We start from the raw sequence: 20,574 nt of genomic DNA, 5'->3' as shown, positions 1-20,574 counted from the left end.
CGTGGGGCGTTCGTCGTCGGAGGCGGTGCCGGTCAGTCCCGGTGGTGCTCGGGGTCGACCTCGGCCGGGTCGAGCCGTGCCGTGTCGAGGTCGTCGTCCGGGTCGACCGGGCGGACACGACGCGACCGACGGCGGGCGCCGCGGGACGGAGCGGGCGCCTCCTCGACCTCGTCCTCGTCGCTGTCGCTGTCGCTGTCGTCGAGCGCGTCGACGTCGACCCCCTCGATGTCGTCGTCGTCGGACTCGGCGAGGTCGTCCTCGTCCGCGTCGAACTCGTCGTCATCGTCTTCGTCGTCGTCCTCGTCGGCGTCGTCGTCCGACTCGTCCGCGTCGTCGTCGTACTCCGCGTCGTCGTCCGCGTCGTCGTCCGCGTCGTCGTCGAGGTCGTCGTCCTCGTCCGCGTCGTCATCGTCGTCGTCCGACTCGTCGTCCGCGTCGCCGGTCTCGTGCTCCTGCGCGGCGCGGTACTCGGCCAGTCGCTCGGACCACGGCACCCACTCCGGCGCGACGAGGGAGCCGTCGCCCGGCATGAGCTCGACCTCGAGCACGGTCGGGTCGTCGTCGCCGACCTTCGCGATGCTGACGGTCCAGCGCCACCCGGGGTACCCCGGCATGCGGTTCGCGAACAGGACGGAGACGACGCCGTCGCCCTCGTCCACGGTGTCGACGACGGCACCGACGCTCGACTCTGGGGTCACCTCGAGCAGCGCGGTCCGCGCCAAGTCCGCGTAATCGGGAAGTACTGCGTCGTTCTCGGTCATGGCGTCACGCCTCCAGCTGGTCTGCGACGTGCCGCAGGATCGCGGCGATCCGGTCGCCGTTCTTCGGGTAGCGCCCGTGGCGCAGGTCGCCACTGATGCGGTCGAGTTCCTTCACCAGGTCCTCGACGATCACGGCCATGTCGTCCGCGGAGCGGCGGGACATGCGGGACAGTGACGGCTGCGGTTCGAGCAGACGGACGGACAGGGCCTGGGAGCCCTTCTTGCCCTGCACCACGCCGTACTCGAGCCGCGAACCCGCCTTGACGGTCGTGACGCCGTCGGGCAGCGACGACGCGTGCAGGAACACCTGGTCGCCGTCGTCTCCGGTGATGAAACCGAAGCCCTTGTCGTCGTCGTAGAACTTGACCTTGCCGGTGGGCATGCGTGGACTCCTCGAGGTCGTGGTACGGCCGTGGTGCGTCGGATATCCTGGGTCGATGGCCAAGCCGACCCGATCGACCGGGAACCCGCAGGATTCCGCTGAACCCCCGGTGACGTTCAATCGTACCGAACGCGCTCTGGCGTTCATGATCGGTGGGATCATCATCCTCGGCGTGCTCTGCTTCATCGCGATGATCATCATGTGGTTGACCGACTCGGGCGCCCAGGGGTCGATGCCGTGGCCGGTCGTCATGGCGATCCCGCTCGTCGGCTTCCCGATCGCCATGCTCCTGGTGTTCACGCTCCTCGGCATCACCTGGACCCGTCGGGCACGAGCCAACCGGACGGCGCGCTGACGTCCGCCCCGGACGCTGGCACCGGACGATGACGACCACCGCCGACCTGGCCGCCCGACTCCGGGCGATGCCGGACGACGCCCTCGAGCGACTGGTCGCCGCCCGGCGACTGCCTGCCGCCGCACTCGCCGAGACCGGCCCGCAGCGGATCACCGACTTCTTCGACCTCGCCGAGGCGCTCCGCGCCGACGACGCGGTCGACGCCGCCGTCGAACACCTGCCCCGTGCGACGATCCTCGCGCTGCGCGACGGCGGAGACCCCGACGCGCTCGGCCCGGCGATCGCGCTCGGCCTCGCCGACCAGGACGGCGCCGTCGACGACGCGGTCGCCGCACGCGTGGCCGCCCACCCCGACCTCACCTCGCTCGACGAGCGGCCGGGAGGCCCGGATCACCCCCGCCCCGCCGCCGACGTCGACGACGCGGCGGCTCCGGAGCGTGCCCGCACGACCGGCGCGGAGCAGGCGTTCTCGACGATGACCGTGCTCGCCGAACTCCTGCGCGCCGTCGACGCCGGCGCCGTGCACGAGCTCGTCAAGGGCGGCATCGGCGCCCCGCTCTCACGGACCCTGGCGGAACGCATCGGCACGGACGCCGAGCTCGTCGCCGGGCGTCTCGCGCTCCTCGAGCGGATCGGCTTCGCCGAGCCCGGCGCCGGCGACTGGACGGTGACCGAGGCCGGTCGCTCCTGGCTCCTCGCCCCCTGGCCGGACCGTTGGGCGACCCTCGTCGCCGCCTGGTCGGCCACCCTCGGCGACGCCGTGCACCAGGTGTTCGCCCTGGCCGACGGCGACCTGCGCGACCCGGTCCCGCTCGGGCGGTGGGCCTACCCCGCCGGCGCACGATGGCTCGACGCCGCGCTGATCGAGGCCGTCGGCGATGCCGGCGCCCTCGGGCTGGCGGTCGACGGACTGCTCACGAGCACGGGCCGGGCACTGCTCGCCGGTGACGCCGCCCCCGCTGCCGACGACCTGCCGGGGACGGTGGAGCAGGTCTACCTGCAGCACGACCTGACCGTGATCGCCCCCGGGCCGCTCGCCCCCGTCGACGACGACGCGCTCCGCAGCGTCGCCGTGCTCGAGGCGCCCGGCCTGGCCGCGCGGTACCGGATCTCCGAGGACACCCTGCGGGCGGCGTTCCGCGCCGGACGATCCCGCGAGGACGTGCTCGACCTGCTCGGACGCCTGTCGTCCACCGGGATCCCCCAGCCCCTGGCCTACCTGGTCGACCAGGTGGCCGGCCGCGACGGCAGCATCGTCGTCGACCGGGGCGACGACGGTCTCGGCGCCGTCGTGCGCGGCACGCCGGACCAGCTCGACCTGGTCGGCGTCGACGCGGAGCTGCGCCAGATGGCGTGGGAGCGCAGCGACCTGACGACCCTCGTCACCCGCTACCCGCCGCACGTCGTGCACTCCGCGCTCGAGGACCAGCGCTACCCGGCCGTCCTGGCGACCGCAGCCCGCCCGGTGCGGCACCACGGGCCTCCCGTCCGGCGCAGCCATGCCGGACGCTCGCCGGAGCAGGCGGCGCACGCACTCGTCGAACGGCTCCGGCTGACGACGCAGCGCGGCGACGCCGAGCCGGAGCAGGAGTGGCTCGGACGGCAGATCGACCTCGCCGTGCGCGGACGCACACCGATCCGGCTGACCGTCCGCATGCCGGACGGCGCCGAGCGGTCGTTCTCGATCATGCCGACCTCGGTCGCGGCGGGGCGCGTCCGCGGGCGCGACACGGCCGTCGACGTGGAGCGCACGCTCCCCCTGTCGCTCGTCGTGGCGGTCGAGAGCGACGCCTGAGCCGGACCGACACCCGCACGCAGGTCGCGACGGCTAGGCTGGCAGGTCATGAACGGACCGCTGATCGTGCAGAGCGACCGCACCGTGCTCCTCGAGGTCGCACACCCCGACGCCGAGGACGCACGCCACGAGCTCGCGGCCTTCGCCGAACTCGAACGTGCCCCCGAGCACGTGCACACCTACCGCATCACCCGCCTCGGCCTGTGGAACGCCCGCGCCGCCGGACACGACGCCGAGGCGATGATCGACACGCTCGAACGCTTCGCGAAGTTCCCCGTGCCGCAGAGCGTCACCGTCGACATCCGCGACACGGTGTCGCGCTACGGGCGGCTCGTGATCCGGCGCGAGGAGCGTGCGGACGCACCCGTCATCGCGAACTCCCCCGCCGAGGAACTCGAGCGGCTCCCCGTGCTGCTGCTCACCGCCGAGGACCCGGCCGTCCTGGCCGAGGTGATCCGGTCCAAGCGCATCAAGCCGCTGCTCGGTGACATGCGCTCCCCCTCCGAGGTCGAGCTGCAGCCGTGGGCACGCGGGCAGGTCAAGCAGGAGCTCGTGAAGCTCGGCTGGCCGGCCGAGGACCTGGCGGGCTACACGCCGGGCCAGCCGCACCCGATCGACCTCGACACCGCCGAGTGGCACATGCGGCCGTACCAGGAGCAGGCGGTCGACACGTTCTTCGCCCAGGGCTCCGGTGTCGTCGTGCTGCCCTGCGGCGCCGGCAAGACCCTGGTCGGCGCCGGCGCGATGGCGACGGTGAAGGCGACCACGCTCATCCTCGTGACGAACACCGTCTCGGCGCGGCAGTGGCGCAACGAGCTGCTCAAGCGCACCACCCTGGCGCCCGAGGACATCGGCGAGTACTCCGGCAGCGTCAAGGAGATCCGGCCGGTCACCATCGCGACGTACCAGATCCTCACCGCACGGCGGAAGGGCGAGTACACGCACCTGTCACTGCTCGACGCCCTCGACTGGGGCCTCATCGTCTACGACGAGGTGCACCTGCTGCCGGCGCCGGTGTTCAAGCTCACCGCTGACCTGCAGGCCCGCCGTCGGCTCGGGCTGACGGCGACCCTCGTGCGCGAGGACGGCCGCGAGGGCGACGTGTTCTCGCTCATCGGCCCGAAGCGCTACGACGCCCCGTGGAAGGAGATCGAGGCCCAGGGCTACATCTCCCCCGCGGAGTGCTACGAGGTCCGCGTCGACCTGCCCCACCAGGACCGGCTCGAGTACGCGGCGTCCAGCGACGACGAGCGGTACCGGCTGGCGGCGACCTCGCCGGCGAAGACCCCCGTGGTGCGCGAGCTCATCGAGAAGCACCGCGGCGAGCAGATCCTCGTGATCGGGCAGTACATCGACCAGCTCGACGAACTCGCCACGTCGCTCGACGCCGCCGAGATCACCGGCGCGACACCCGTCGACGAACGCGAGCGGCTGTACGACGCGTTCCGGTCCGGCGAGGTCGACGTGCTCGTCGTGTCGAAGGTCGCGAACTTCTCGATCGACCTGCCCGACGCGACCGTCGCCATCCAGGTGTCCGGCTCCTTCGGATCACGACAGGAAGAGGCACAGCGCCTCGGCCGGTTGCTGCGGCCGAACAAGGACGGCCTGCCCGCGTCGTTCTACACGCTCGTCGCCCGGGACACCGTCGACCAGGACTTCGCCCAGAACCGGCAGCGGTTCCTGGCGGAGCAGGGCTACTCGTACACGATCCTCGACGCGGACCAGGTCCAGACCCCGGTGGGCTGACGCTCGCACCGCTCCCAGGAAACCCCGAGGGAACGGTCAGAAGATAGGACCATGAGCGATGGCCCCAAGATCCTGATCGTCGATGACGAGCCGAACATCCGCGACCTCCTGACGACCTCGCTGCGCTTCGCCGGTTTCGCGGTACGCGCGGTCGGCAACGGGGCACAGGCGATCTCCGCCGTGCTCGAAGAAGAGCCGGACCTCATCATCCTCGACGTCATGCTGCCCGACATGAACGGCTTCGGCGTCACGAAGCGCCTGCGGTCCTCGGGCTACACCTCGCCGATCCTGTTCCTCACCGCGAAGGACGACACCGAGGACAAGATCACCGGCCTCACCGTCGGCGGCGACGACTACGTCACCAAGCCCTTCTCGCTCGACGAGATCGTCGCCCGCATCAAGGCCATCCTCCGTCGCACCATGAACGACGAAGAGGACGCGATCATCCGCGCCGGCGAGCTCACGATGGACCAGGACACGCACGAGGTCACCATCGGCGACGCGCAGATCGAGCTCTCGCCCACCGAGTTCAAGCTGCTCCGCTACCTCATGCTCAACCCGAACCGCGTGCTGTCGAAGGCGCAGATCCTCGACCACGTGTGGGAGTACGACTTCAACGGCGACGCCGGCATCGTCGAGAGCTACATCTCGTACCTGCGCCGCAAGCTCGACCAGTACTCGGCCGAGCCGATCATCCAGACGAAGCGCGGCTTCGGCTACATGCTGAAGGCTTCGAAGGCCTCGTAGCACCGTCAGGTCTTCACGGCGGGCGTCCGGTTTCACCGGGCGCCCGCTGTCTATCGTTGGGGCAGCATGCACACGCGAATGAGCCACTGGTGGGACGGGATCTCCCTGCGCACCAAGATCACCGGGATCACGGTGCTGCTCGTCGCGCTCGGCCTGCTCGTCGCCGGCCTCGGCACGATGACGGTGCTCTCCACGTACCTCATGCAGCAGCTCGACAACACGGTGAAGCAGACCACCGAGCAGCTCGAGGGCCAGAACATCAGCGACGGCAAGCAGTACTGCCGGTTGTCGATCGTGCTGTCGCAGAGCGCGTACGTGGCGGCCTACGACGCCGACGGCGACCAGATCTGCGAGACCAAGGCCCCGAGCCGCCCGGACATCCGCCAGGCGACGCTCGTGTCGGCCGCGCAGGCCAACCAGCGCGTCTCGCTCTACGACAGCCAGCACAACCACGAGTGGCGCGCGCAGGTGATCCCCGCGTCGCTGCAGAACCAGTCCGACGGCACCACCGAGACCGGCTACGTGCTCATCGCGGTCTCCAGCGCCGGCACCGACGAGACGATCGGCAAGTTCACCGCGATCTTCCTCGGGTTCGGCGCCTCGGTGATCCTGCTCGGCGCCATGCTCACCCGGCTGCTCGTCACCGCGACCTTCGACCCACTGCGCGACGTCGAGGACACCGCCGCCCGCTTCGCCGCGGGCGACTTCAACCAGCGCCTCGAGGCCGACACCCCGAACACCGAGGTCGGTCGACTCAACCGCTCCCTCAACGTCATGCTCGAACGGATCGACTCGGCGTTCGAGGACCGCGAGCGCACCATCGCCCAGATGCGTCGGTTCGTCGGCGACGCCTCGCACGAGCTCCGCACGCCGCTCGTGTCCCTGCGCGGGTACGCCGAGCTCTACCGCATGGGCGCCCTGCGCAAGGAAGAGGACGTCGCCCAGGCGATGGAGCGCATCGAGAAGGAAGCGCAGCGGATGGGTCTCCTCGTGCAGGACCTGCTCCAGCTCGCCCGCATCGACGAGTCGAAGCCGCTCGAGCTCGGCCCGGTCGACCTCGTCGCCATCGCCCGCGACTCCGCCCTCGACACGATGGCGTCCAACCCCGACCGCGAGATCCAGGTCCTCGTCGAGGACGCCCTGACCGGCGAGAGCGTGCCCCAGGCCGTCCGCCCGCCGTCGTCGCTGTCGTCCGGTTCGTCGGACTCGCCGTCCGACACGGGCGAGGTCGCCCCGGCGTCGCCCACCTCGGCGAACACCACCGGGCCGATCGCGTTCTCGCGGCAGACCATCGCACGCCTCCGCGCCCGCCGCACCCGGGCGATGAACATCGACGCCGGGGCCGCGCCGACCGACGAGACCACGCCGCTGCCCACGGTCGTGCTGCCGAAGCGCCCGCCGATCGTCCTGGCGGAGGAGAACAAGATCCGCCAGATCGTCACGAACCTGATGGGCAACGCCATGCGGTTCACGGCGCACGACGACCCGATCGAGATCGGCATCGGCGTGGACGACGAGCGCGGCATGGCGCACCTCGACGTCATCGACCACGGCGAGGGCATCCCCGCGCAGCTCCGCGACAAGATCTTCCAGCGCTTCTGGCGTGCCGATACCTCACGCGCACGGGACACCGGCGGCTCGGGCCTCGGCCTGGCCATCGTGTCCGGCATCGTCGCCGCGCACAACGGCTCCGTCGAGGTCTTCGACACCGAGGGCGGCGGCGCGACCTTCCGCGTCTGGCTCCCCCTGCTGCCGCGCGACGCCGTCTGACGCGCGGGCCGGTGCCGGCGGGCGGCGGCCTTCCCGGCCGACCGGACACAACACCCCGCTCGACTCCGCCGACCGGTCACCTCCTGTCGACTGACGGCGAGCTCATCGACGGCGCGTGACCAGTACGCGGCCGAGCGACAGCGGTTCACGACCGGTGGGCATCACGCGGCCGTGCGAGCCGCGAACGCCTGCCGCAGTCGTTCGAGGAGCACCGAGGGGCGACTCACGTCCGCCGCGGTCGCGTGGATCACCAACCAGTCGTTGACCACGAAGCCGTTGTCTCGTCGCTGGTCGTGTCGGAAGACGTCGCGTTCCCGATGGTGATCACCGTCGTACTCGAGCGCGATCCGGTACTCCGGCCAAGCGAGGTCGACACGGCCGAGGAATCGGCCGTCCGCATCGTGCGCGTCGACGTTCAGCTCTGGTTCCGGGAACCCTGCATCCTCGACGGCCAGGCGCAACCACGTCTCCATCGCGGATTCGGCTCCTACACGGACGCGGTGCAGGGCAGCCCGAGCAACCCGCACGTACCTGCTGCCTGCGACCACTGCCGCGCGGAGGTCGTCGATCGTCGCCAGACCCGACCGTCCGACCAGGTGGTCCCCGACCGCCACGAGGGCACCCACATCGAGACATGCCGAGCACTCGAACCACATCCCCGCGGGTGAACTCACCCGGTACCCCGCGTGCTCGACGACCTCGACACCGGACCGACGATGCGCGATCACTCCCGGACGCCGCATCCGCCCGTCCTCGCCAACGGTGGTCACGTGGACCATCGAGTCGTCGCGGACGCGAGGAGGCAGCGGTGCTCCCCAGAGCGCTGCAGCGGTGGTGTGGCTGAAGTACTGGTCCGGGCGCATGACGAGTGCCACTGCGGCAACGAAGTCTGCGTCGTCCGCTGCAGCACGGACGCCGCGCACCGGAGCCACCAGGTCGCGGCGACGAAGACGCTCCGGGTGGACTCCCTTCGCGAACGCCTCGGATACGGAGAACGAGCGGGTGATGAGGTCCGGCGGCAGCGGGCGAGGACGTGGCATCTCGCAAGCATCGAGCGCGGGCTCGGATCGCGACCGCCTGTCGGATCGGCCTGTGGACGAGGAGCCGAACCGCTCCTCCTGTGAGGGGATCGCTGTCAGCGCCGCGCGGAAGGCGCGAACGCCGAGTGGGCACGAATCGCCGCACGAGCCCTGGCGACCGGGGGCCAGGCGTCGGCAGAGTCGAAGCCTGCCGACACTTCGTGACCACTCGACGAAACTGAGCGGGGCGTCGGGCCGGTTGGCCTCCGCCCGCCCCAGCCCGCCCGCCCCGCACGCGGAAGGGCCCCGCACGCGTCAGCGTGCGGGGCCCTTCCGGTGGGACTGCCTAGAAGTCCATGCCACCCGTGGGGTCGCCGGCCGGCATGGCCGGGGTCTTCTCCGGCTTGTCGGCGACGACGGCCTCGGTGGTCAGGAACAGACCGGCGATCGACGCGGCGTTCTGCAGCGCCGAGCGCGTGACCTTGGCCGGGTCGATGATGCCGGCGGCCACGAGGTCGACGTACTCACCGGTCGCGGCGTTGAGGCCCCAGCCCGACTCGAGCTCGCGCACCTTGGCGGCGACGACACCCGGCTCGAGACCGGCGTTCAGCGCGATCTGCTTGAGCGGCGCGTCGATGGCGACGCGGACGATGTTCGCACCGGTCGCCTCGTCACCCTCGAGGTCGAGGGACTCGAGCGCGACGGCACCGGCCTGGATGAGGGCGACGCCACCACCGGCGACGATGCCCTCTTCGACGGCTGCCTTCGCGTTGCGGACGGCGTCCTCGATGCGGTGCTTGCGCTCCTTGAGCTCGACCTCGGTCGCGGCACCCGCCTTGATGACGGCCACGCCACCGGCGAGCTTCGCGAGGCGCTCCTGGAGCTTCTCGCGGTCGTAGTCGGAGTCGGTCGCCTCGATCTCGGAACGGATCTGACGGACGCGGCCGGCGATCTGCTCCTCGTCACCGGAACCCTCGACGATGGTCGTCTCGTCCTTGGTGATGATGACCTTGCGGGCCTTGCCGAGCAGGTCGAGCGTGGCGTTCTCGAGCTTGAGGCCGACCTCTTCCGAGATGACCTGGCCGCCGGTGAGGATCGCGATGTCCTGCAGCATGGCCTTGCGACGGTCGCCGAAGCCCGGGGCCTTGACGGCGACGGACTTGAAGATGCCGCGGATCTTGTTCACGACGAGCGTGGCCAGGGCCTCGCCGTCGACGTCCTCGGCGATGATGAGGAGCTGCTTGCCCGCCTGGATCACCTTGTCGACGACCGGCAGGAGGTCCTTGATGTTCGAGATCTTCGAGTTGACGATCAGGATGTAGGCGTCCTCGAAGACGGCTTCCTGACGCTCGGGGTCGGTGACGAAGTACTGCGACAGGTAGCCCTTGTCGAAGCGCATGCCCTCGGTGAGCTCGAGCTCGGTGCCGAAGGTGTTCGACTCCTCGACGGTGACGACGCCTTCCTTGCCCACCTTGTCGATGGCCTCGGCGATGAGCGCACCGATGGTCGGGTCGGCAGCCGAGATCGACGCGGTGGCGGCGATCTGGTCCTTGGTCTCGATGTCCTTCGCGTTGGCGAGGAGCTGGTCGGAGACGGCGGCGACGGCCTTCTCGATGCCGCGCTTGAGCGACACGGGGTCGGCACCGGCGGCGACGTTGCGGAGGCCCTCGCGGACGAGCGCCTGGGCGAGGACGGTCGCGGTGGTGGTGCCGTCACCGGCGACGTCGTCGGTCTTCTTGGCGACCTCCTTGACGAGCTCCGCACCGATCTTCTCGTACGGGTCGTCGAGCTCGATCTCCTTGGCGATGGAGACACCGTCGTTCGTGATCGTGGGGGCGCCCCACTTCTTCTCGAGGACGACGTTGCGGCCGCGCGGGCCGAGCGTCACCTTCACGGCGTCGGCCAGCTGGTTCAGGCCGCGCTCGAGGCCACGGCGGGCCTCCTCGTCGAAAGCAATGATCTTAGCCATGTGGTTTTTCGTCCCTCCCGGACGTCGTCTTGGGGGTCGTGCTGGCACTCAGCGTGAGCGAGTGCCAACGCCGATTCTGGCACTCGCGGGGTGCGAGTGCAACACGATCGGCAGGCCTGTATCGAGTTCCCAGGACACCGTGCGGCAGGAGCGAGCCACCGGCGCGACGCGGGCCGCCGGTCCGGGCCCGTGAGCCGCCGATCCGGACCCTCGGGGCGCACACGACGAACGCGCCGCCCCGGAGGGGACGACGCGTTCGCGGTGGTGCTGCTGCCGGTGGTTCAGGCCGGTCGGACCGACTCGGCCTGCGGGCCCTTGGACCCCGTGCCGACGTCGAAGACGACCGCCTGGCCCTCCTCGAGGACCTTGTAGCCCGACATGTCGATGGCCGAGTAGTGCACGAACACGTCCTGACCTCCTCCATCGACGGTGATGAAGCCGAAGCCCTTTTCAGCGTTGAACCACTTCACGGTTCCGTTGGCCATGATCTCTTGCTCCCTGGTACTGCTGTGCGGACGACGTGTTCGCCGTCTGATGGGACTCTGACCGACGCGAGCCGATCAGGCAAGAGGTGTGACGTTGTTTCACCTCGTTTCCCGCAGAAATCAACGAGTTCGAAACACGCCCGTCACACAACCGAGCGGAAAGCGCACCTCAGCCGGCGTAGTCGGCCCCGAGGACGACGCTGACGTCGGCGTTCGGGAAGGCCGACGACTGCTGCACCGCGGTGACCCCGAGCTGCTTCGCGACGCCCTGCGCGACCGCTGCCTGCGCGGCCTGCTGGTAGTAGACGATCGTCGCGGTCGAGCCGGTGGTGCCCGCGTCGCCGGTCGAGGCGACCTGCCACCCGGCACCCGTCAGCGCCGTGCTCGCCCGTGCGGCGAGTCCGCTCGTCGTCGTGCCGTTCAGGACGACGACGGTCGTGGTGCCCTGCTGCGCCGGCGTCGCGGCCGCCGCGCCGCCCGAGGACGACCCGGAGCCGGAGGAACCGGAACCGGACGACGCCGACGCGGACGGCTTCGACGAGGCGGACGGCTTCGCGGTCGCCGAGGCGCTCGTGCTCGGTGCGTCCGAGCCGGGGAACGAGTAGCTGTCGTTGACGAGCGCGAGCACGAGCACGCCGATCCCGACGAGCACGCCGGTGGCCAGGGCGGCCCAGGCGAACACGACCCAGCCGCGGCCGCGACGCTGGACGCCGCGGTGCGCGCCGACCCGGGGGCCGTCCACGACGTCGTCGAACCGGTCTCGGGGGAATCTGGTGCTCATCGTTCCTCTTCACGTCCTTCGGGAGCGGCTCCTGGCGCGACGAAGCTCCGCGCGGCCCGGGCGCCGGTGCGCGCGTGACGGAGCCGCTGCAGCCGGGTGACGAGCTGCGGGTCGTAGGCGAGCGCCGCGGGCGAGTCGATCACACGGTTGAGCACCTGGTAGTAGCGCGCCGCCGACATCTCGAACTCGACCCGGATGTCCGCTTCCTTCGTGCGGTCGTGACGCACCCGCTCGTGCTCGAACGAGAGCACGTGCTTCGCGAGCTCGCTGAGTCCATCAGCGTCGGACCGATCAGCGCTGTGCTGGTCGACCCCGTGCTCGTCGGTGGGACTGGCGGTCACTACTGTTCCGATCACGAGTCGGCGGGCGGGTCGAGCACATCGTAGGGGCGGAGAGCACCCGCTCCCTGGCACGCCGCTGGACTGTCGCGAACCCCGGTCACAGGTTCGGCGCCCGCAGCCACCGCACGCGCGTGCCGAACGGGTCGGACACCGCGACGGCGACCCCGTCGAGCGAGGCGGTGGCGAACGCGTCCGGGTCGGCGGGGTCGACGTCCGGCGGCAGCGTCGCGGCCACGTCCGTGAGGATCCCGGTGCGCTCGAGCGCGATCCAGTGCACGCCCCGCTCGCGGATCCGGTCCACGAACCGCTGCCGGTCCGCGCCCGGCACGTACACCAGGGTGCCGGTCGTCAGCACGACCGGTTCGACGTCGTCCGGCAGGGCGTCGAGCGCGCGGTCGAGGTCGCCGGGCAGCGTGCCCCGGATCCGCACGGGAGGCACGGCGAGCGTCGCGCGCGCCGCCTCGCGCATCAGGGCGATCCGGTCCGCCGCCTCGGGCGGGACGGCCTCGACCACCCGGTCGAACGCGCCCGGTGCGGCGAGGTCGATCGGGTTCGGGTCGAGGGCGATCCGCGCGCCGATCCGGATCGGCCTGCTCACCGGGGCCGGGAGGACCCCGGAGACCTCGGCGACGAGACGGACCGCGGGTTCGTGGACCGCCGTGTGCATCCGCACGACCTCGGTGCGCACCCCGCCGTGGTCGTCGCGCCCCGAGGAGTCGGGGCGCGACGACGGCACCAGGGCGCGGTCCGTCGGCACCCGGGACCCCGACGTCCGGTGGTCGAGCGTCACCCGGTCCGGGATCGAGCACAGCCCCGCCGCCGCGCCGGCGTCGACGAGGCCGAGCGGCCGTTCGGTGGCCGCGGCGAGCGCCGCGAAGAGCGGGACGACGGGCGCGAGCCGCCGCGGGTCGTTGGCCTGCACCGTGGCGGAGGCGAGGGCCGCGACCAGGGCGGGGCGGGCCTCCCGGCCGACGGCGCGCAGCGCACCGGGGTCCGACGGATCCGCACCCAGCCGCCGCGCGACCGCGAAGAACAGCTCCGGCTGGCGCTGCTGCTCGGGGACCTCGGCCAGGAGCGCGACGAGCGCGTCGTCGAGCGACCGGGCCCACGCCGCGTACGACGGGGAGACCGCCTCGATGCGGTCCGCGTACGCGGCGTACCGGTCGCGCGTGTTCACGGGCGGTGCATGCCGACGTGGCGGATGCCGGCCTCGTCGTAGGGCTCGCCGAACCGGACGAAGCCGTGCCGTTCGTACAGGGCGGCGACGTACTCCTGGGCGTGCAGGACGACCGGGTCGCCCTCGTGCTCCGCCAGGACGGCGGCGACGAGCCGGCCGGCGATCCCCCGGCCGCGGTGGTCCGGGGACGTCGCGACCCGGCCGATCACCCAGGCCGGGGGCGTCGTGCCGGGCGGGTGGACCTCGTCCGCCGCCGGACGGATCAGTCGTAGGTACCCAACCGCTTCGGTGTCCGTGCCGAACCACCAGTGCTCGGTGTCGGGTTCGCGGTCGCGGCCGTCGAAGTCCTCGGCGGTCACCCGCTGCTCGAGCGCGAAGACGCGGTTCCGGAGCACGACGATGCCGTACAGTTCGTCCGTCGTCAGACGGGTCCAACGGGCGCGGCGCACGGAATGCTCGGACATCGCGGCGAGTTTACTGAAGTGGTCGGGCGTGGCCAGTGGAACCCGACCGGAAGCAGGAGGAAGCAATGGCATACAACGTCGACAAGTCCGACGCCCAGTGGCGCGAGGAGCTCTCGCCGGACCAGTACGCCGTCCTCCGTCAGGCGGGGACCGAGCGGCCGTGGACGGGTGAACTCCTCGACGAGGAGCGTGCCGGCGTCTACACCTGTGCGGCCTGCGGGGCGGAGCTGTTCAAGAGCGGCACGAAGTTCGACTCCGGCTGCGGCTGGCCGTCGTTCTACGAGTCCGTCGACCCGGACGCCGTGCAGCTCATCGAGGACAAGTCCCTCGGCATGGTCCGCACCGAGGTCCGCTGCGCGAACTGCGGTTCGCACCTGGGCCACGTGTTCCCCGACGGGTTCGGCACCCCCACCGGCGACCGGTACTGCATGAACTCGATCTCGCTGAACTTCTCGGAGAAGACCGAGGCGGCGACCGCCGAGTGAGGCCCCGACGCCCTCACCGGTAGGATGAGCGGCGTCAGCCGGCATGGCGCAATTGGTAGCGCACCGTACTTGTAATACGGGGGTTGCGGGTTCGAGTCCCGCTGCCGGCCCACGAGTCCTCGCTCCGCTGAGCGGAGCTGAGCAACGCAGCGCTGAGCAATGCAGCGCTGAGCAACGCAGCGCGGACGAGACGATGCCCCGGGCGATTCTTCGCCCGGGGCATCGGCGTACGGGACGCGGTTCAGGGGGACGTCCCGCTCGCTGGACTCGGTAACCAGCCGGTCGTGCAACGAGGATGCCCCGCCCGACGGCCCGGGTCCACACCCGGCCCGGTCATCGGCGGGAAACCGCACGATCCGGTCAGCGGCCCCCGGCGATCTTCCGCTCGCGCTGCGCCACGCCCGCGGTGCCGTAGGGGTAGTCGTCGACCCGGGGTGCGCTGGCGTCGGTGAGCCGCGTGAGCTCGTCCTCGGTGAGCACGAGGTCGGCCGCGCCGAGGTTGTCCTCGAGCTGGGACAGCGTCCGGACGCCGAGGATGACGCTCGTCACCGCCGGCCGGGCGAGCAGCCAGGCGAGGGCGACCTGCGACCGCGAGGCGCCGTGGGCGTCGGCGACCGCGGACACCGCGTCGAGGACGGCCCAGGTGCGCTCGTCGCCGTTGCGGGCCTCCCAGGCCTCCATGCCGCGCTGCGGGTTCTCACCGAGGCGGGTCGCCCCGGTCGGGGCCTCGTCGCGCTGGTACTTGCCGGACAGCCAGCCGCCGGCCAGGGGCGACCAGGGCAGCAGTCCGATGCCGGCGTCGAGGCAGGCCGGGACGACCTCGTGCTCGATGTCGCGGACGAGCAGGTTGTACTGCGGCTGCAGCGTCACCGGGGGCGCCCACCCGTGCGCCTTCGCCTCGTACACGGCCTTCGTGACCTGGTAGCCGAGGTAGTTCGAGAAGCCGTACGTGCCGATCTTCCCCGCCGAGACGGCGTCGTCGAGGAAGCGCAGGGTCTCCTCGATCGGCGTGAGGGCGTCCCACGCGTGCATCTGGTACAGGTCGATGTGGTCGACGCCGAGCCGCTCGAGCGAGGCGTCGAGGGCGACCCGCAGGTGCCGCCGGGAGAGCCCGACGTCGTTCGGTCCGTCGCCCTGCGGGAACCGTCCCTTGGTGGCGAGGACGACCTGCGCCGCCTCGGTGGGGTGGGCGGCGAGCCAGCGGCCGATGATCCGCTCGGACTCGTTGCCCGAGTAGACGTCGGCCGTGTCGACGAGGGTGCCGCCGGCCGCCACGAAGGCGTCGAGGATCGCGTGTGAGGTGGGTTCGTCGGCTTCGCTGCCGAACGTCATCGTGCCGAGGGTCAGCGTCGACACCGATGTCCCGCTGTTGCCGAGGAGTCTGTGGTCCATGGCGGGGACGCTACGCGCGGCGCCCTGCGACAGCGAGGACCTGCCAGTACCCCTCAGCCGACCGGCCCGAGGAACGCCACGGCGGCGTCCCGGAACGCCCGCGAGGTGGGTGCGTTGAAGTGGTTGCGTCCGGGGATCTCGGAGAACGAGGCGTGCGGTGCCGCCTCGGCCAGCCGCACGGCGCTGTCCCGGATGCCGTCCTCGCTGCCGGCCGCCAGCAGGATCGGCTGCGCGGGGGCGTTCTCCGGCGTCGGCTCGACGCTGTTGCGCATGCCCTCGACCATGGCCACGAGGGCGCGGAGGTCGTTGCCCTCGACCCCGGCCGCCATCGTCAGGTAGCCGTTCGTCACGCGGTCCTCGACCGGGGTGCCGTCGGCGATGTACGCCTTCGCCTGGTCGACGGCGACGCGGCGCATCGGGTCGGCGTCGGGGATGCCGCCGAGCACCGCGCGGGTGATGCGGTCGGGCAGCCGGTCGGCGGTGTGCCAGCCGACGCGTGCGCCGAGCGAGTACCCGACGAACGCGACGTCGTCGAGCAGGTACGTGTCGATGACGGTCGTGACGTCCGCGACGAGCAGGTCCATAGAGTACGCGTCGGGGTCGTGCGGCTTCGCGCTCGCCCCGTGCCCGCGCTGGTCGAGCGCGACCACGCGGTGGCCGGCGCGCACGAGGTCGCGGGTCCAGCCCGAGGCGTGCCAGTTCAGCAGCGCGCCCGACGCGAAGCCGTGCACCGCGACGACCGCGGGTGCGTCGGGGTCGCCGAAGTCGTACGTGGCGAGCCGGAGCCCGTCGGGGGACATCACGATGCGGGGAGCGGGCGCTGCGGGGACGAGTGACATGTCCCCTCCAGGCTACCGGGGCACTGTGGTGGCCATGGACGGGTACGGAGCCGATCAGATCCGCGCGGCGGAACGCCCGCACCTCGAGGCGGGGGAACCCCTCATGCAGCGTGCTGCCGACGGGCTCGCCCGCGTCGTCGGTGACCTGCTCGACGACCCGGCCGTCCGGCCGGGCGACGGCCCGGGGTCCGTGCTCCTGCTGGTCGGCAGCGGCGACAACGGCGGTGACGCCCTGTTCGCGGGTGCGCGGCTCGCGGCGGACGGGAGGCACGTGGCGGTCGTGCGCGTCGGCTCACGTGTCCACGAGGCGGGCCTGGCAGCGGCGCTGGACGCCGGGGCGCGCCTCCTGGACGACCCCGCCGGCCCCGAGGCGGTCGTGACGGACGCGGCCCTCGAGGCCGACCTCGTGCTCGACGCGGTGCTCGGCATCGGGGTGCGGGGTCCGGCGGCCCTCCGCTCCCCCGCCCGCGAGGTCGTCGACGCGATCCGCGAGCTCGCCCGCGACCAGCGGGCGCCGTTCGTCGTCGCCGTCGACGTGCCGAGCGGGATCGACGTGGACACCGGCAGGATCGCCGACGAGCACGTCCTGCACGCCGACGTCACGGTCACGTTCGGCGGGGTGAAGGCCGGGTTGCTGGTGGGTCCGGCGGCGACGCTGGCCGGGCGCATCGAGCTCGTCGACGTCGGGATCGGTGCCGACCTGGCGGCGGTGGAGCCGCTCGTCCGCACCTGATCCCGCGCCGACCGCGGTCAGTGGCCGCCGGCGTCCACCCCGTGCTCGACGCCGGGGCGCGCCTCGAGCCAGGTGTCCACGAAGTGGCGGTAGTTCGCGGCGATGCGCTGCTCGGCCGCGCCCGTGTCGAGGCCGTGCTGCACGACGTCGTCGAGCGCCGACTCCCAGTTGCTCCGACCGATCGCGAACCCGACGAAGCCGTCGACCGGTGCCGCCGTGCGGAGCCAGTGGTCGAGCTGGTCCTCCGGGGCGTCGCGGCCGAGGACGATGCACTGCACGGCGTCACGGCCGTCGCGGCGAGCGGTGGCGACGACGCGCTCGGCGTCCTCGCGGCGGTCGAGGCCCTCGAGCTTCCAGACGTCGGCCTCGACCCCGCGGTCCTGCAGGTACTCGAGGACGCGGACGACGAGCTCGGGGCGCAGGTCCCGGTCGTAGTCGTCGACCGACGCCTGCTGCTCGTCGGTACCGGGCACGAGCAGCTCGACCAGGAACGGCCGACCGGCGTCCCGCAGGGCGCCGGCGACCGCGGCGAGCCGGTCGGCCTGGTCCGCGCGGCGGTCGGCGTCGAAGTCGGGGTTGTCGCGGACGAGCACCTTCACCCAGTCGGGGTCGAAGGCCTCGACGTGGGCGAGCCAGTCGTCGCCGTACTCGAGTTCGAACCAGTCGCGACCGGAGCGCTCGATCGGCATCGCGAGCTGCAGGCCGGCCTCCTTCGCAAGCCGGGCGACGTCGGCGCCGTAGCGCTCGTCGACGAGCACGCCCGTGCGGTCGCGGGACGCCCCGGCGGCCAGGGCGCCGAGCAGCCCCCGGTACACCAGCTGCTTGCCGGCGCGGACCCGCTCGGCCTCGGACTCGTCGGCGGCCGCACCGGTGTCGGAGCCGTAGGTGTGCTCGAGCAGCGACGAGCGCTGGTCCATGGCGAGCAGGAAGAGGGGGTGGGATTCGTCGAGAACGGGCATGTCCCCATCGTGCTCCGCACCCCCTCGACGGCGTCCTAGTGGGCGCGGTACAGCTCCGGCTCCGGCAGTCCGTGCGCGGCGCGGATGCTGCGCGCGATGCCCTCGATCGCGATGAGCGCGTCGACGACCAGTTCCGGCGTGACCGGGAACGGCATGTTGTGGATCGTCTCGTCCGCGACGGTCGCGGCGTCGGCGACGGCCCGGAGCTCTGTCGTGTCGTCGACGGTCAGGCCGATCTCGGTGAGGGTGTTCGGCAGCCCGACCTTCGTGGTGAAGACGACGAAGTCCTCGATCTCGGCGGCGTCGGCGCCCTCGAGGACGAGCTGGGCGAGCGTGCCGATGTTGACCTTCTGCCCGTGCGCGAGGCCGTGGGTCTGCGGTGCCGCGGTCAGTCCGTTGTGGATGGCGTGCGCGGCGGCGAGCCCGCCGGACTCGAAGCCGAGCCCGGAGAGCAGCGTGTTCGCCTCGACGACCTTCTCGAGCGCGGGCGTGACGACCTTCGCCTTCACGGCCTCGATGGCCTGCAGGGCGTTCTCGTGCAGCAGCTTCCAGGACAGCTCGGCGAGGGCCACGCCCGTCTCGGTCTGCAGCCCGCCGGCCATGGTGTCGGCGTTGGCGCGCTTGGCGGCGCGGGCCTCGACCCAGGTCGCCAGGGCGTCGCCGATGCCCGCGACGAGGAACTGCACCGGGGCGTTCGCGACGAGCTTCGTGTCGATGAGCACGAGGTCGGGGTTGTGCGGGAAGAAGCGGTACTCGAGGAACTCGCCCTCCTCCGAGTAGATGACGGCGAGCGCCGAGGTCGGGGCGTCGGTCGAGGCGGCGGTCGGGACGCTCGCCCACCGGATGCCGGCGAGGTGCCCGGAGGCCTTCGCGGCGTCGATCGCGGACCCGCCGCCCAGCCCGACGATGACGTCGGCCTCGGTGTCGCGGATCTGCGCGACGAGCGCGTCGACCGCCTCGGGGGTGGCGAACCGGCCGAAGCCGACGCGCTCGACGCGCAGGTCGGCGGCCTGGAAGCTCTCGGTGACCGCGGCCTCGACGATGCCCCAGACGACGTCGTCCGCGACGATCAGGGGCCGCCCGCCGATCGGGGCGACGAACTCGCCGACCCGGGTGATCGCGTCCTTGCCCTGGACGTAGCGGGCGGGGCTCATCACGGTGCTGATGGGAGTGGCCATGGTGTGGTTCCTTCCGGTTGTACGACAGGTGTCGGGGTCGCCGACACCTCCGACGGTACGCGGGCACCGGGCGACCCGTACATTCGGGAGCATGACGTTCAACGACGACTCCCGGCTGTCCGGTGGCAAGGTCACGCGACGGGGCCGAGGGGCTGCGATCGGCGGCGGCGCGGTGGGCGTCGGCGCGATCATCGTGTTCCTCATCGCGCAGTTCACCGGTGTGGACCTCACCGGTCTCGTCGACGGCGGCGGCACGACGCAGATCCAGCAGCCGGACCAGTCGGTCGACGCCGCCGCGGAGTGCCGCACCGGGCGCGACGCCAACCTGCAGGTGGAGTGCCGCATGGAGGGCGCCGCCGAGTCGCTCGACGCCTTCTGGACCGCCGAGGCGCGCGACCTCGGGATCACCTACTCGACGCCTGGCTTCGTCCTGTTCACCGACTCCACGAGCACCTCGTGCGGTCAGGCGTCGGCCGCGACGGGGCCGTTCTACTGCCCGCCGGACCGCTCGATCTACCTCGACACCGCGTTCTACGACGACCTGCAGTCGCAGTACGGCTCGTCCGGCGGCCCGCTGGCGCAGATGTACGTCGTCGCGCACGAGTGGGGCCACCACATCCAGCAGCTCCAGGGGTCCTTCGCGAACACCGACCGCTCGGGCACGGGGGCGTCCTCCGGCAGCGTGCGCGTCGAGCTGCAGGCCGACTGCTACGCCGGTGCATGGGTCGGCGACGCCGCGAACACCGAGGACGCCGCCGGCAACACCTTCTTCGAGCCGATCACCCGCGCGCAGATCGACGACGCCCTGTCCGCCGCGAGCGCCGTCGGCGACGACAGCATCCAGGAGCGGTCCTCGGGCCGCGTCGACCCGGACTCCTTCACGCACGGCTCGAGTGCCCAGCGCCAGAAGTGGTTCGTGCAGGGCTACCAGCGGGGCGCCACGGCCTGCGACACCTTCAGCGTCCCCGGCTCGTCCCTGTAGCCCCCTCCCCTGGGCGGGGCGGGGCTCGGGGCTCGGGGGCAGTTCCGCGCGTCGGTGGCCGTTCCGCGCGTGGTGAGTACTTCCGCGCGTAGGCAGCAGGACGTTCCGACCTCCTACGCGCGATCCAGCTTCCTACTACGAGTGCGATGGGAAGGAACGCGCACGCGACGTCCGCACAGACGGCACGCGACGTCCGCACAGACGGACGGGAGGC

At 71.7% G+C, this 20,574-nt stretch carries 21 protein-coding genes and 1 tRNA gene; 9 read left to right on the top strand and 13 right to left on the bottom strand.

The genetic code is table 11. From position 1 onward, the window contains the following. Window positions 1–32 precede the first annotated feature (32 nt). Window positions 33–761, bottom strand: a complete 729-nt coding sequence (locus BIU97_RS15420; protein WP_083420984.1) for a DUF3027 domain-containing protein — start codon at window positions 759–761, stop codon at window positions 33–35. A 4-nt stretch (window positions 762–765) separates the two neighbouring features. Continuing rightward, window positions 766–1,143, bottom strand: a complete 378-nt coding sequence (locus BIU97_RS15415; RefSeq protein ID WP_071262627.1) for a cold-shock protein — start codon at window positions 1,141–1,143, stop codon at window positions 766–768. Window positions 1,144–1,252: 109 nt separating this feature from the next. Here BIU97_RS15415 and BIU97_RS15410 point away from each other — a divergent pair, with 109 nt between their 5' ends. The 5 genes from BIU97_RS15410 (at window position 1,253) to BIU97_RS15390 (ending at window position 7,556) form a co-directional block, all read left to right on the top strand. Next, window positions 1,253–1,498: a multidrug ABC transporter ATPase gene (locus BIU97_RS15410; protein ID WP_139196074.1), complete on the top strand. Its 246-nt coding sequence runs from the start codon at window positions 1,253–1,255 to the stop codon at window positions 1,496–1,498. Window positions 1,499–1,526: 28 nt separating this feature from the next. Further along, window positions 1,527–3,293, top strand: a complete 1,767-nt coding sequence (locus BIU97_RS15405) for a helicase-associated domain-containing protein (RefSeq protein WP_071298086.1) — start codon at window positions 1,527–1,529, stop codon at window positions 3,291–3,293. 48 nt (window positions 3,294–3,341) lie between these two features. Beyond that, a complete protein-coding gene (locus BIU97_RS15400) occupies window positions 3,342–5,039 on the top strand; it encodes a DNA repair helicase XPB (RefSeq protein WP_071298085.1) in 1,698 nt (565 codons plus the stop codon). Window positions 5,040–5,090: 51 nt separating this feature from the next. Further along, window positions 5,091–5,786, top strand: coding sequence for a response regulator transcription factor (locus BIU97_RS15395; protein WP_017888045.1), 696 nt, complete (start codon window positions 5,091–5,093; stop codon window positions 5,784–5,786). Window positions 5,787–5,852: 66 nt separating this feature from the next. Beyond that, window positions 5,853–7,556, top strand: coding sequence for a sensor histidine kinase (locus BIU97_RS15390; RefSeq protein ID WP_071298084.1), 1,704 nt, complete (start codon window positions 5,853–5,855; stop codon window positions 7,554–7,556). Between the two features lie 161 nt (window positions 7,557–7,717). Here the strand turns inward: BIU97_RS15390 and BIU97_RS17805 are convergent, their stop codons facing one another. The 7 genes from BIU97_RS17805 to BIU97_RS15355 form a co-directional block, all read right to left on the bottom strand. Continuing rightward, window positions 7,718–8,887, bottom strand: a complete 1,170-nt coding sequence (locus BIU97_RS17805) for an endonuclease domain-containing protein (RefSeq protein ID WP_139196073.1) — start codon at window positions 8,885–8,887, stop codon at window positions 7,718–7,720. 34 nt (window positions 8,888–8,921) lie between these two features. Then, complete coding sequence (gene groL / locus BIU97_RS15380) at window positions 8,922–10,544, bottom strand: chaperonin GroEL (RefSeq protein WP_071262633.1); 1,623 nt, start codon at window positions 10,542–10,544, stop codon at window positions 8,922–8,924. 281 nt (window positions 10,545–10,825) lie between these two features. Then, window positions 10,826–11,029, bottom strand: coding sequence for a cold-shock protein (locus tag BIU97_RS15375; RefSeq protein WP_017888049.1), 204 nt, complete (start codon window positions 11,027–11,029; stop codon window positions 10,826–10,828). A 169-nt stretch (window positions 11,030–11,198) separates the two neighbouring features. Next, complete coding sequence (locus BIU97_RS15370) at window positions 11,199–11,810, bottom strand: LytR C-terminal domain-containing protein (RefSeq protein WP_071262634.1); 612 nt, start codon at window positions 11,808–11,810, stop codon at window positions 11,199–11,201. Beyond that, on the bottom strand, window positions 11,807–12,151 hold the full coding sequence (locus tag BIU97_RS15365; protein WP_071298083.1) for a DUF3263 domain-containing protein: 345 nt from the start codon (window positions 12,149–12,151) through the stop codon (window positions 11,807–11,809). Before BIU97_RS15365 ends, BIU97_RS15370 begins: the two co-directional genes overlap by 4 nt. Before the next feature lie 97 nt (window positions 12,152–12,248). Then, window positions 12,249–13,328, bottom strand: coding sequence for a DUF2332 family protein (locus BIU97_RS15360; RefSeq protein ID WP_071298082.1), 1,080 nt, complete (start codon window positions 13,326–13,328; stop codon window positions 12,249–12,251). After that, window positions 13,325–13,792, bottom strand: coding sequence for a GNAT family N-acetyltransferase (locus BIU97_RS15355; protein ID WP_071262637.1), 468 nt, complete (start codon window positions 13,790–13,792; stop codon window positions 13,325–13,327). Before BIU97_RS15355 ends, BIU97_RS15360 begins: the two co-directional genes overlap by 4 nt. Before the next feature lie 65 nt (window positions 13,793–13,857). Between BIU97_RS15355 and msrB the strand changes: the two genes are divergently transcribed. Both msrB and BIU97_RS15345 read left to right on the top strand, forming a co-directional pair. Then, complete coding sequence (gene msrB / locus BIU97_RS15350; protein WP_071262638.1) at window positions 13,858–14,277, top strand: peptide-methionine (R)-S-oxide reductase MsrB; 420 nt, start codon at window positions 13,858–13,860, stop codon at window positions 14,275–14,277. Window positions 14,278–14,314: 37 nt separating this feature from the next. Next, window positions 14,315–14,387: transfer RNA gene (locus BIU97_RS15345), tRNA-Thr, on the top strand. A gap of 250 nt (window positions 14,388–14,637) precedes the next feature. Here BIU97_RS15345 and BIU97_RS15340 read toward each other — a convergent pair. Then, entirely contained in the window at window positions 14,638–15,669 is a 1,032-nt protein-coding gene (locus BIU97_RS15340; protein WP_071262639.1) for an aldo/keto reductase, read from the bottom strand. A 53-nt stretch (window positions 15,670–15,722) separates the two neighbouring features. Further along, a complete protein-coding gene (locus BIU97_RS15335; RefSeq protein WP_071262640.1) occupies window positions 15,723–16,508 on the bottom strand; it encodes an alpha/beta fold hydrolase in 786 nt (261 codons plus the stop codon). A 34-nt stretch (window positions 16,509–16,542) separates the two neighbouring features. Here BIU97_RS15335 and BIU97_RS15330 point away from each other — a divergent pair, with 34 nt between their 5' ends. Next, window positions 16,543–17,241: an NAD(P)H-hydrate epimerase gene (locus BIU97_RS15330; RefSeq protein WP_139196072.1), complete on the top strand. Its 699-nt coding sequence runs from the start codon at window positions 16,543–16,545 to the stop codon at window positions 17,239–17,241. A gap of 17 nt (window positions 17,242–17,258) precedes the next feature. On the opposite strand, the gene BIU97_RS15325 is transcribed toward BIU97_RS15330, so the two are convergent. Then, window positions 17,259–18,200, bottom strand: coding sequence for a 2-deoxy-5-keto-D-gluconate 6-phosphate aldolase domain-containing protein (locus tag BIU97_RS15325; RefSeq protein ID WP_071262642.1), 942 nt, complete (start codon window positions 18,198–18,200; stop codon window positions 17,259–17,261). A 35-nt stretch (window positions 18,201–18,235) separates the two neighbouring features. After that, complete coding sequence (locus BIU97_RS15320) at window positions 18,236–19,378, bottom strand: glycerol dehydrogenase (RefSeq protein ID WP_071262643.1); 1,143 nt, start codon at window positions 19,376–19,378, stop codon at window positions 18,236–18,238. 91 nt (window positions 19,379–19,469) lie between these two features. On the opposite strand from BIU97_RS15320, the gene ypfJ reads away from it, so the two are divergent. Continuing rightward, complete coding sequence (ypfJ, locus tag BIU97_RS15315; RefSeq protein ID WP_071262644.1) at window positions 19,470–20,360, top strand: KPN_02809 family neutral zinc metallopeptidase; 891 nt, start codon at window positions 19,470–19,472, stop codon at window positions 20,358–20,360. Window positions 20,361–20,574: the final 214 nt, after the last annotated feature.

It is taken from the genome of Curtobacterium sp. MCBA15_009, from assembly GCF_001864895.1.
Classification (GTDB): domain Bacteria; phylum Actinomycetota; class Actinomycetes; order Actinomycetales; family Microbacteriaceae; genus Curtobacterium.
The sequence above is the reverse complement of the archived record's forward strand: the minus strand, read 5'-3'. Positions and strand labels throughout refer to the sequence as shown.

What these genes read in the sequence shown, in the direction of transcription:
- BIU97_RS15420 (WP_083420984.1), bottom strand. Translation starts at nt 761, where the DNA reads ATGACCGAGAACGACGCAGTACTTCCCGATTACGCGGACTTGGCGCGG.
- BIU97_RS15415 (WP_071262627.1), bottom strand. Translation starts at nt 1,143, where the DNA reads ATGCCCACCGGCAAGGTCAAGTTCTACGACGACGACAAGGGCTTCGGT.
- BIU97_RS15405 (WP_071298086.1), top strand. Translation starts at nt 1,527, where the DNA reads ATGACGACCACCGCCGACCTGGCCGCCCGACTCCGGGCGATGCCGGAC.
- BIU97_RS15400 (WP_071298085.1), top strand. Translation starts at nt 3,342, where the DNA reads ATGAACGGACCGCTGATCGTGCAGAGCGACCGCACCGTGCTCCTCGAG.
- BIU97_RS15395 (WP_017888045.1), top strand. Translation starts at nt 5,091, where the DNA reads ATGAGCGATGGCCCCAAGATCCTGATCGTCGATGACGAGCCGAACATC.
- BIU97_RS15390 (WP_071298084.1), top strand. Translation starts at nt 5,853, where the DNA reads ATGCACACGCGAATGAGCCACTGGTGGGACGGGATCTCCCTGCGCACC.
- groL (WP_071262633.1), bottom strand. Translation starts at nt 10,544, where the DNA reads ATGGCTAAGATCATTGCTTTCGACGAGGAGGCCCGCCGTGGCCTCGAG.
- BIU97_RS15375 (WP_017888049.1), bottom strand. Translation starts at nt 11,029, where the DNA reads ATGGCCAACGGAACCGTGAAGTGGTTCAACGCTGAAAAGGGCTTCGGC.
- BIU97_RS15370 (WP_071262634.1), bottom strand. Translation starts at nt 11,810, where the DNA reads ATGAGCACCAGATTCCCCCGAGACCGGTTCGACGACGTCGTGGACGGC.
- BIU97_RS15355 (WP_071262637.1), bottom strand. Translation starts at nt 13,792, where the DNA reads ATGTCCGAGCATTCCGTGCGCCGCGCCCGTTGGACCCGTCTGACGACG.
- msrB (WP_071262638.1), top strand. Translation starts at nt 13,858, where the DNA reads ATGGCATACAACGTCGACAAGTCCGACGCCCAGTGGCGCGAGGAGCTC.
- BIU97_RS15340 (WP_071262639.1), bottom strand. Translation starts at nt 15,669, where the DNA reads ATGGACCACAGACTCCTCGGCAACAGCGGGACATCGGTGTCGACGCTG.
- BIU97_RS15335 (WP_071262640.1), bottom strand. Translation starts at nt 16,508, where the DNA reads ATGTCACTCGTCCCCGCAGCGCCCGCTCCCCGCATCGTGATGTCCCCC.
- BIU97_RS15330 (WP_139196072.1), top strand. Translation starts at nt 16,543, where the DNA reads ATGGACGGGTACGGAGCCGATCAGATCCGCGCGGCGGAACGCCCGCAC.
- BIU97_RS15325 (WP_071262642.1), bottom strand. Translation starts at nt 18,200, where the DNA reads ATGCCCGTTCTCGACGAATCCCACCCCCTCTTCCTGCTCGCCATGGAC.
- BIU97_RS15320 (WP_071262643.1), bottom strand. Translation starts at nt 19,378, where the DNA reads ATGGCCACTCCCATCAGCACCGTGATGAGCCCCGCCCGCTACGTCCAG.
- ypfJ (WP_071262644.1), top strand. Translation starts at nt 19,470, where the DNA reads ATGACGTTCAACGACGACTCCCGGCTGTCCGGTGGCAAGGTCACGCGA.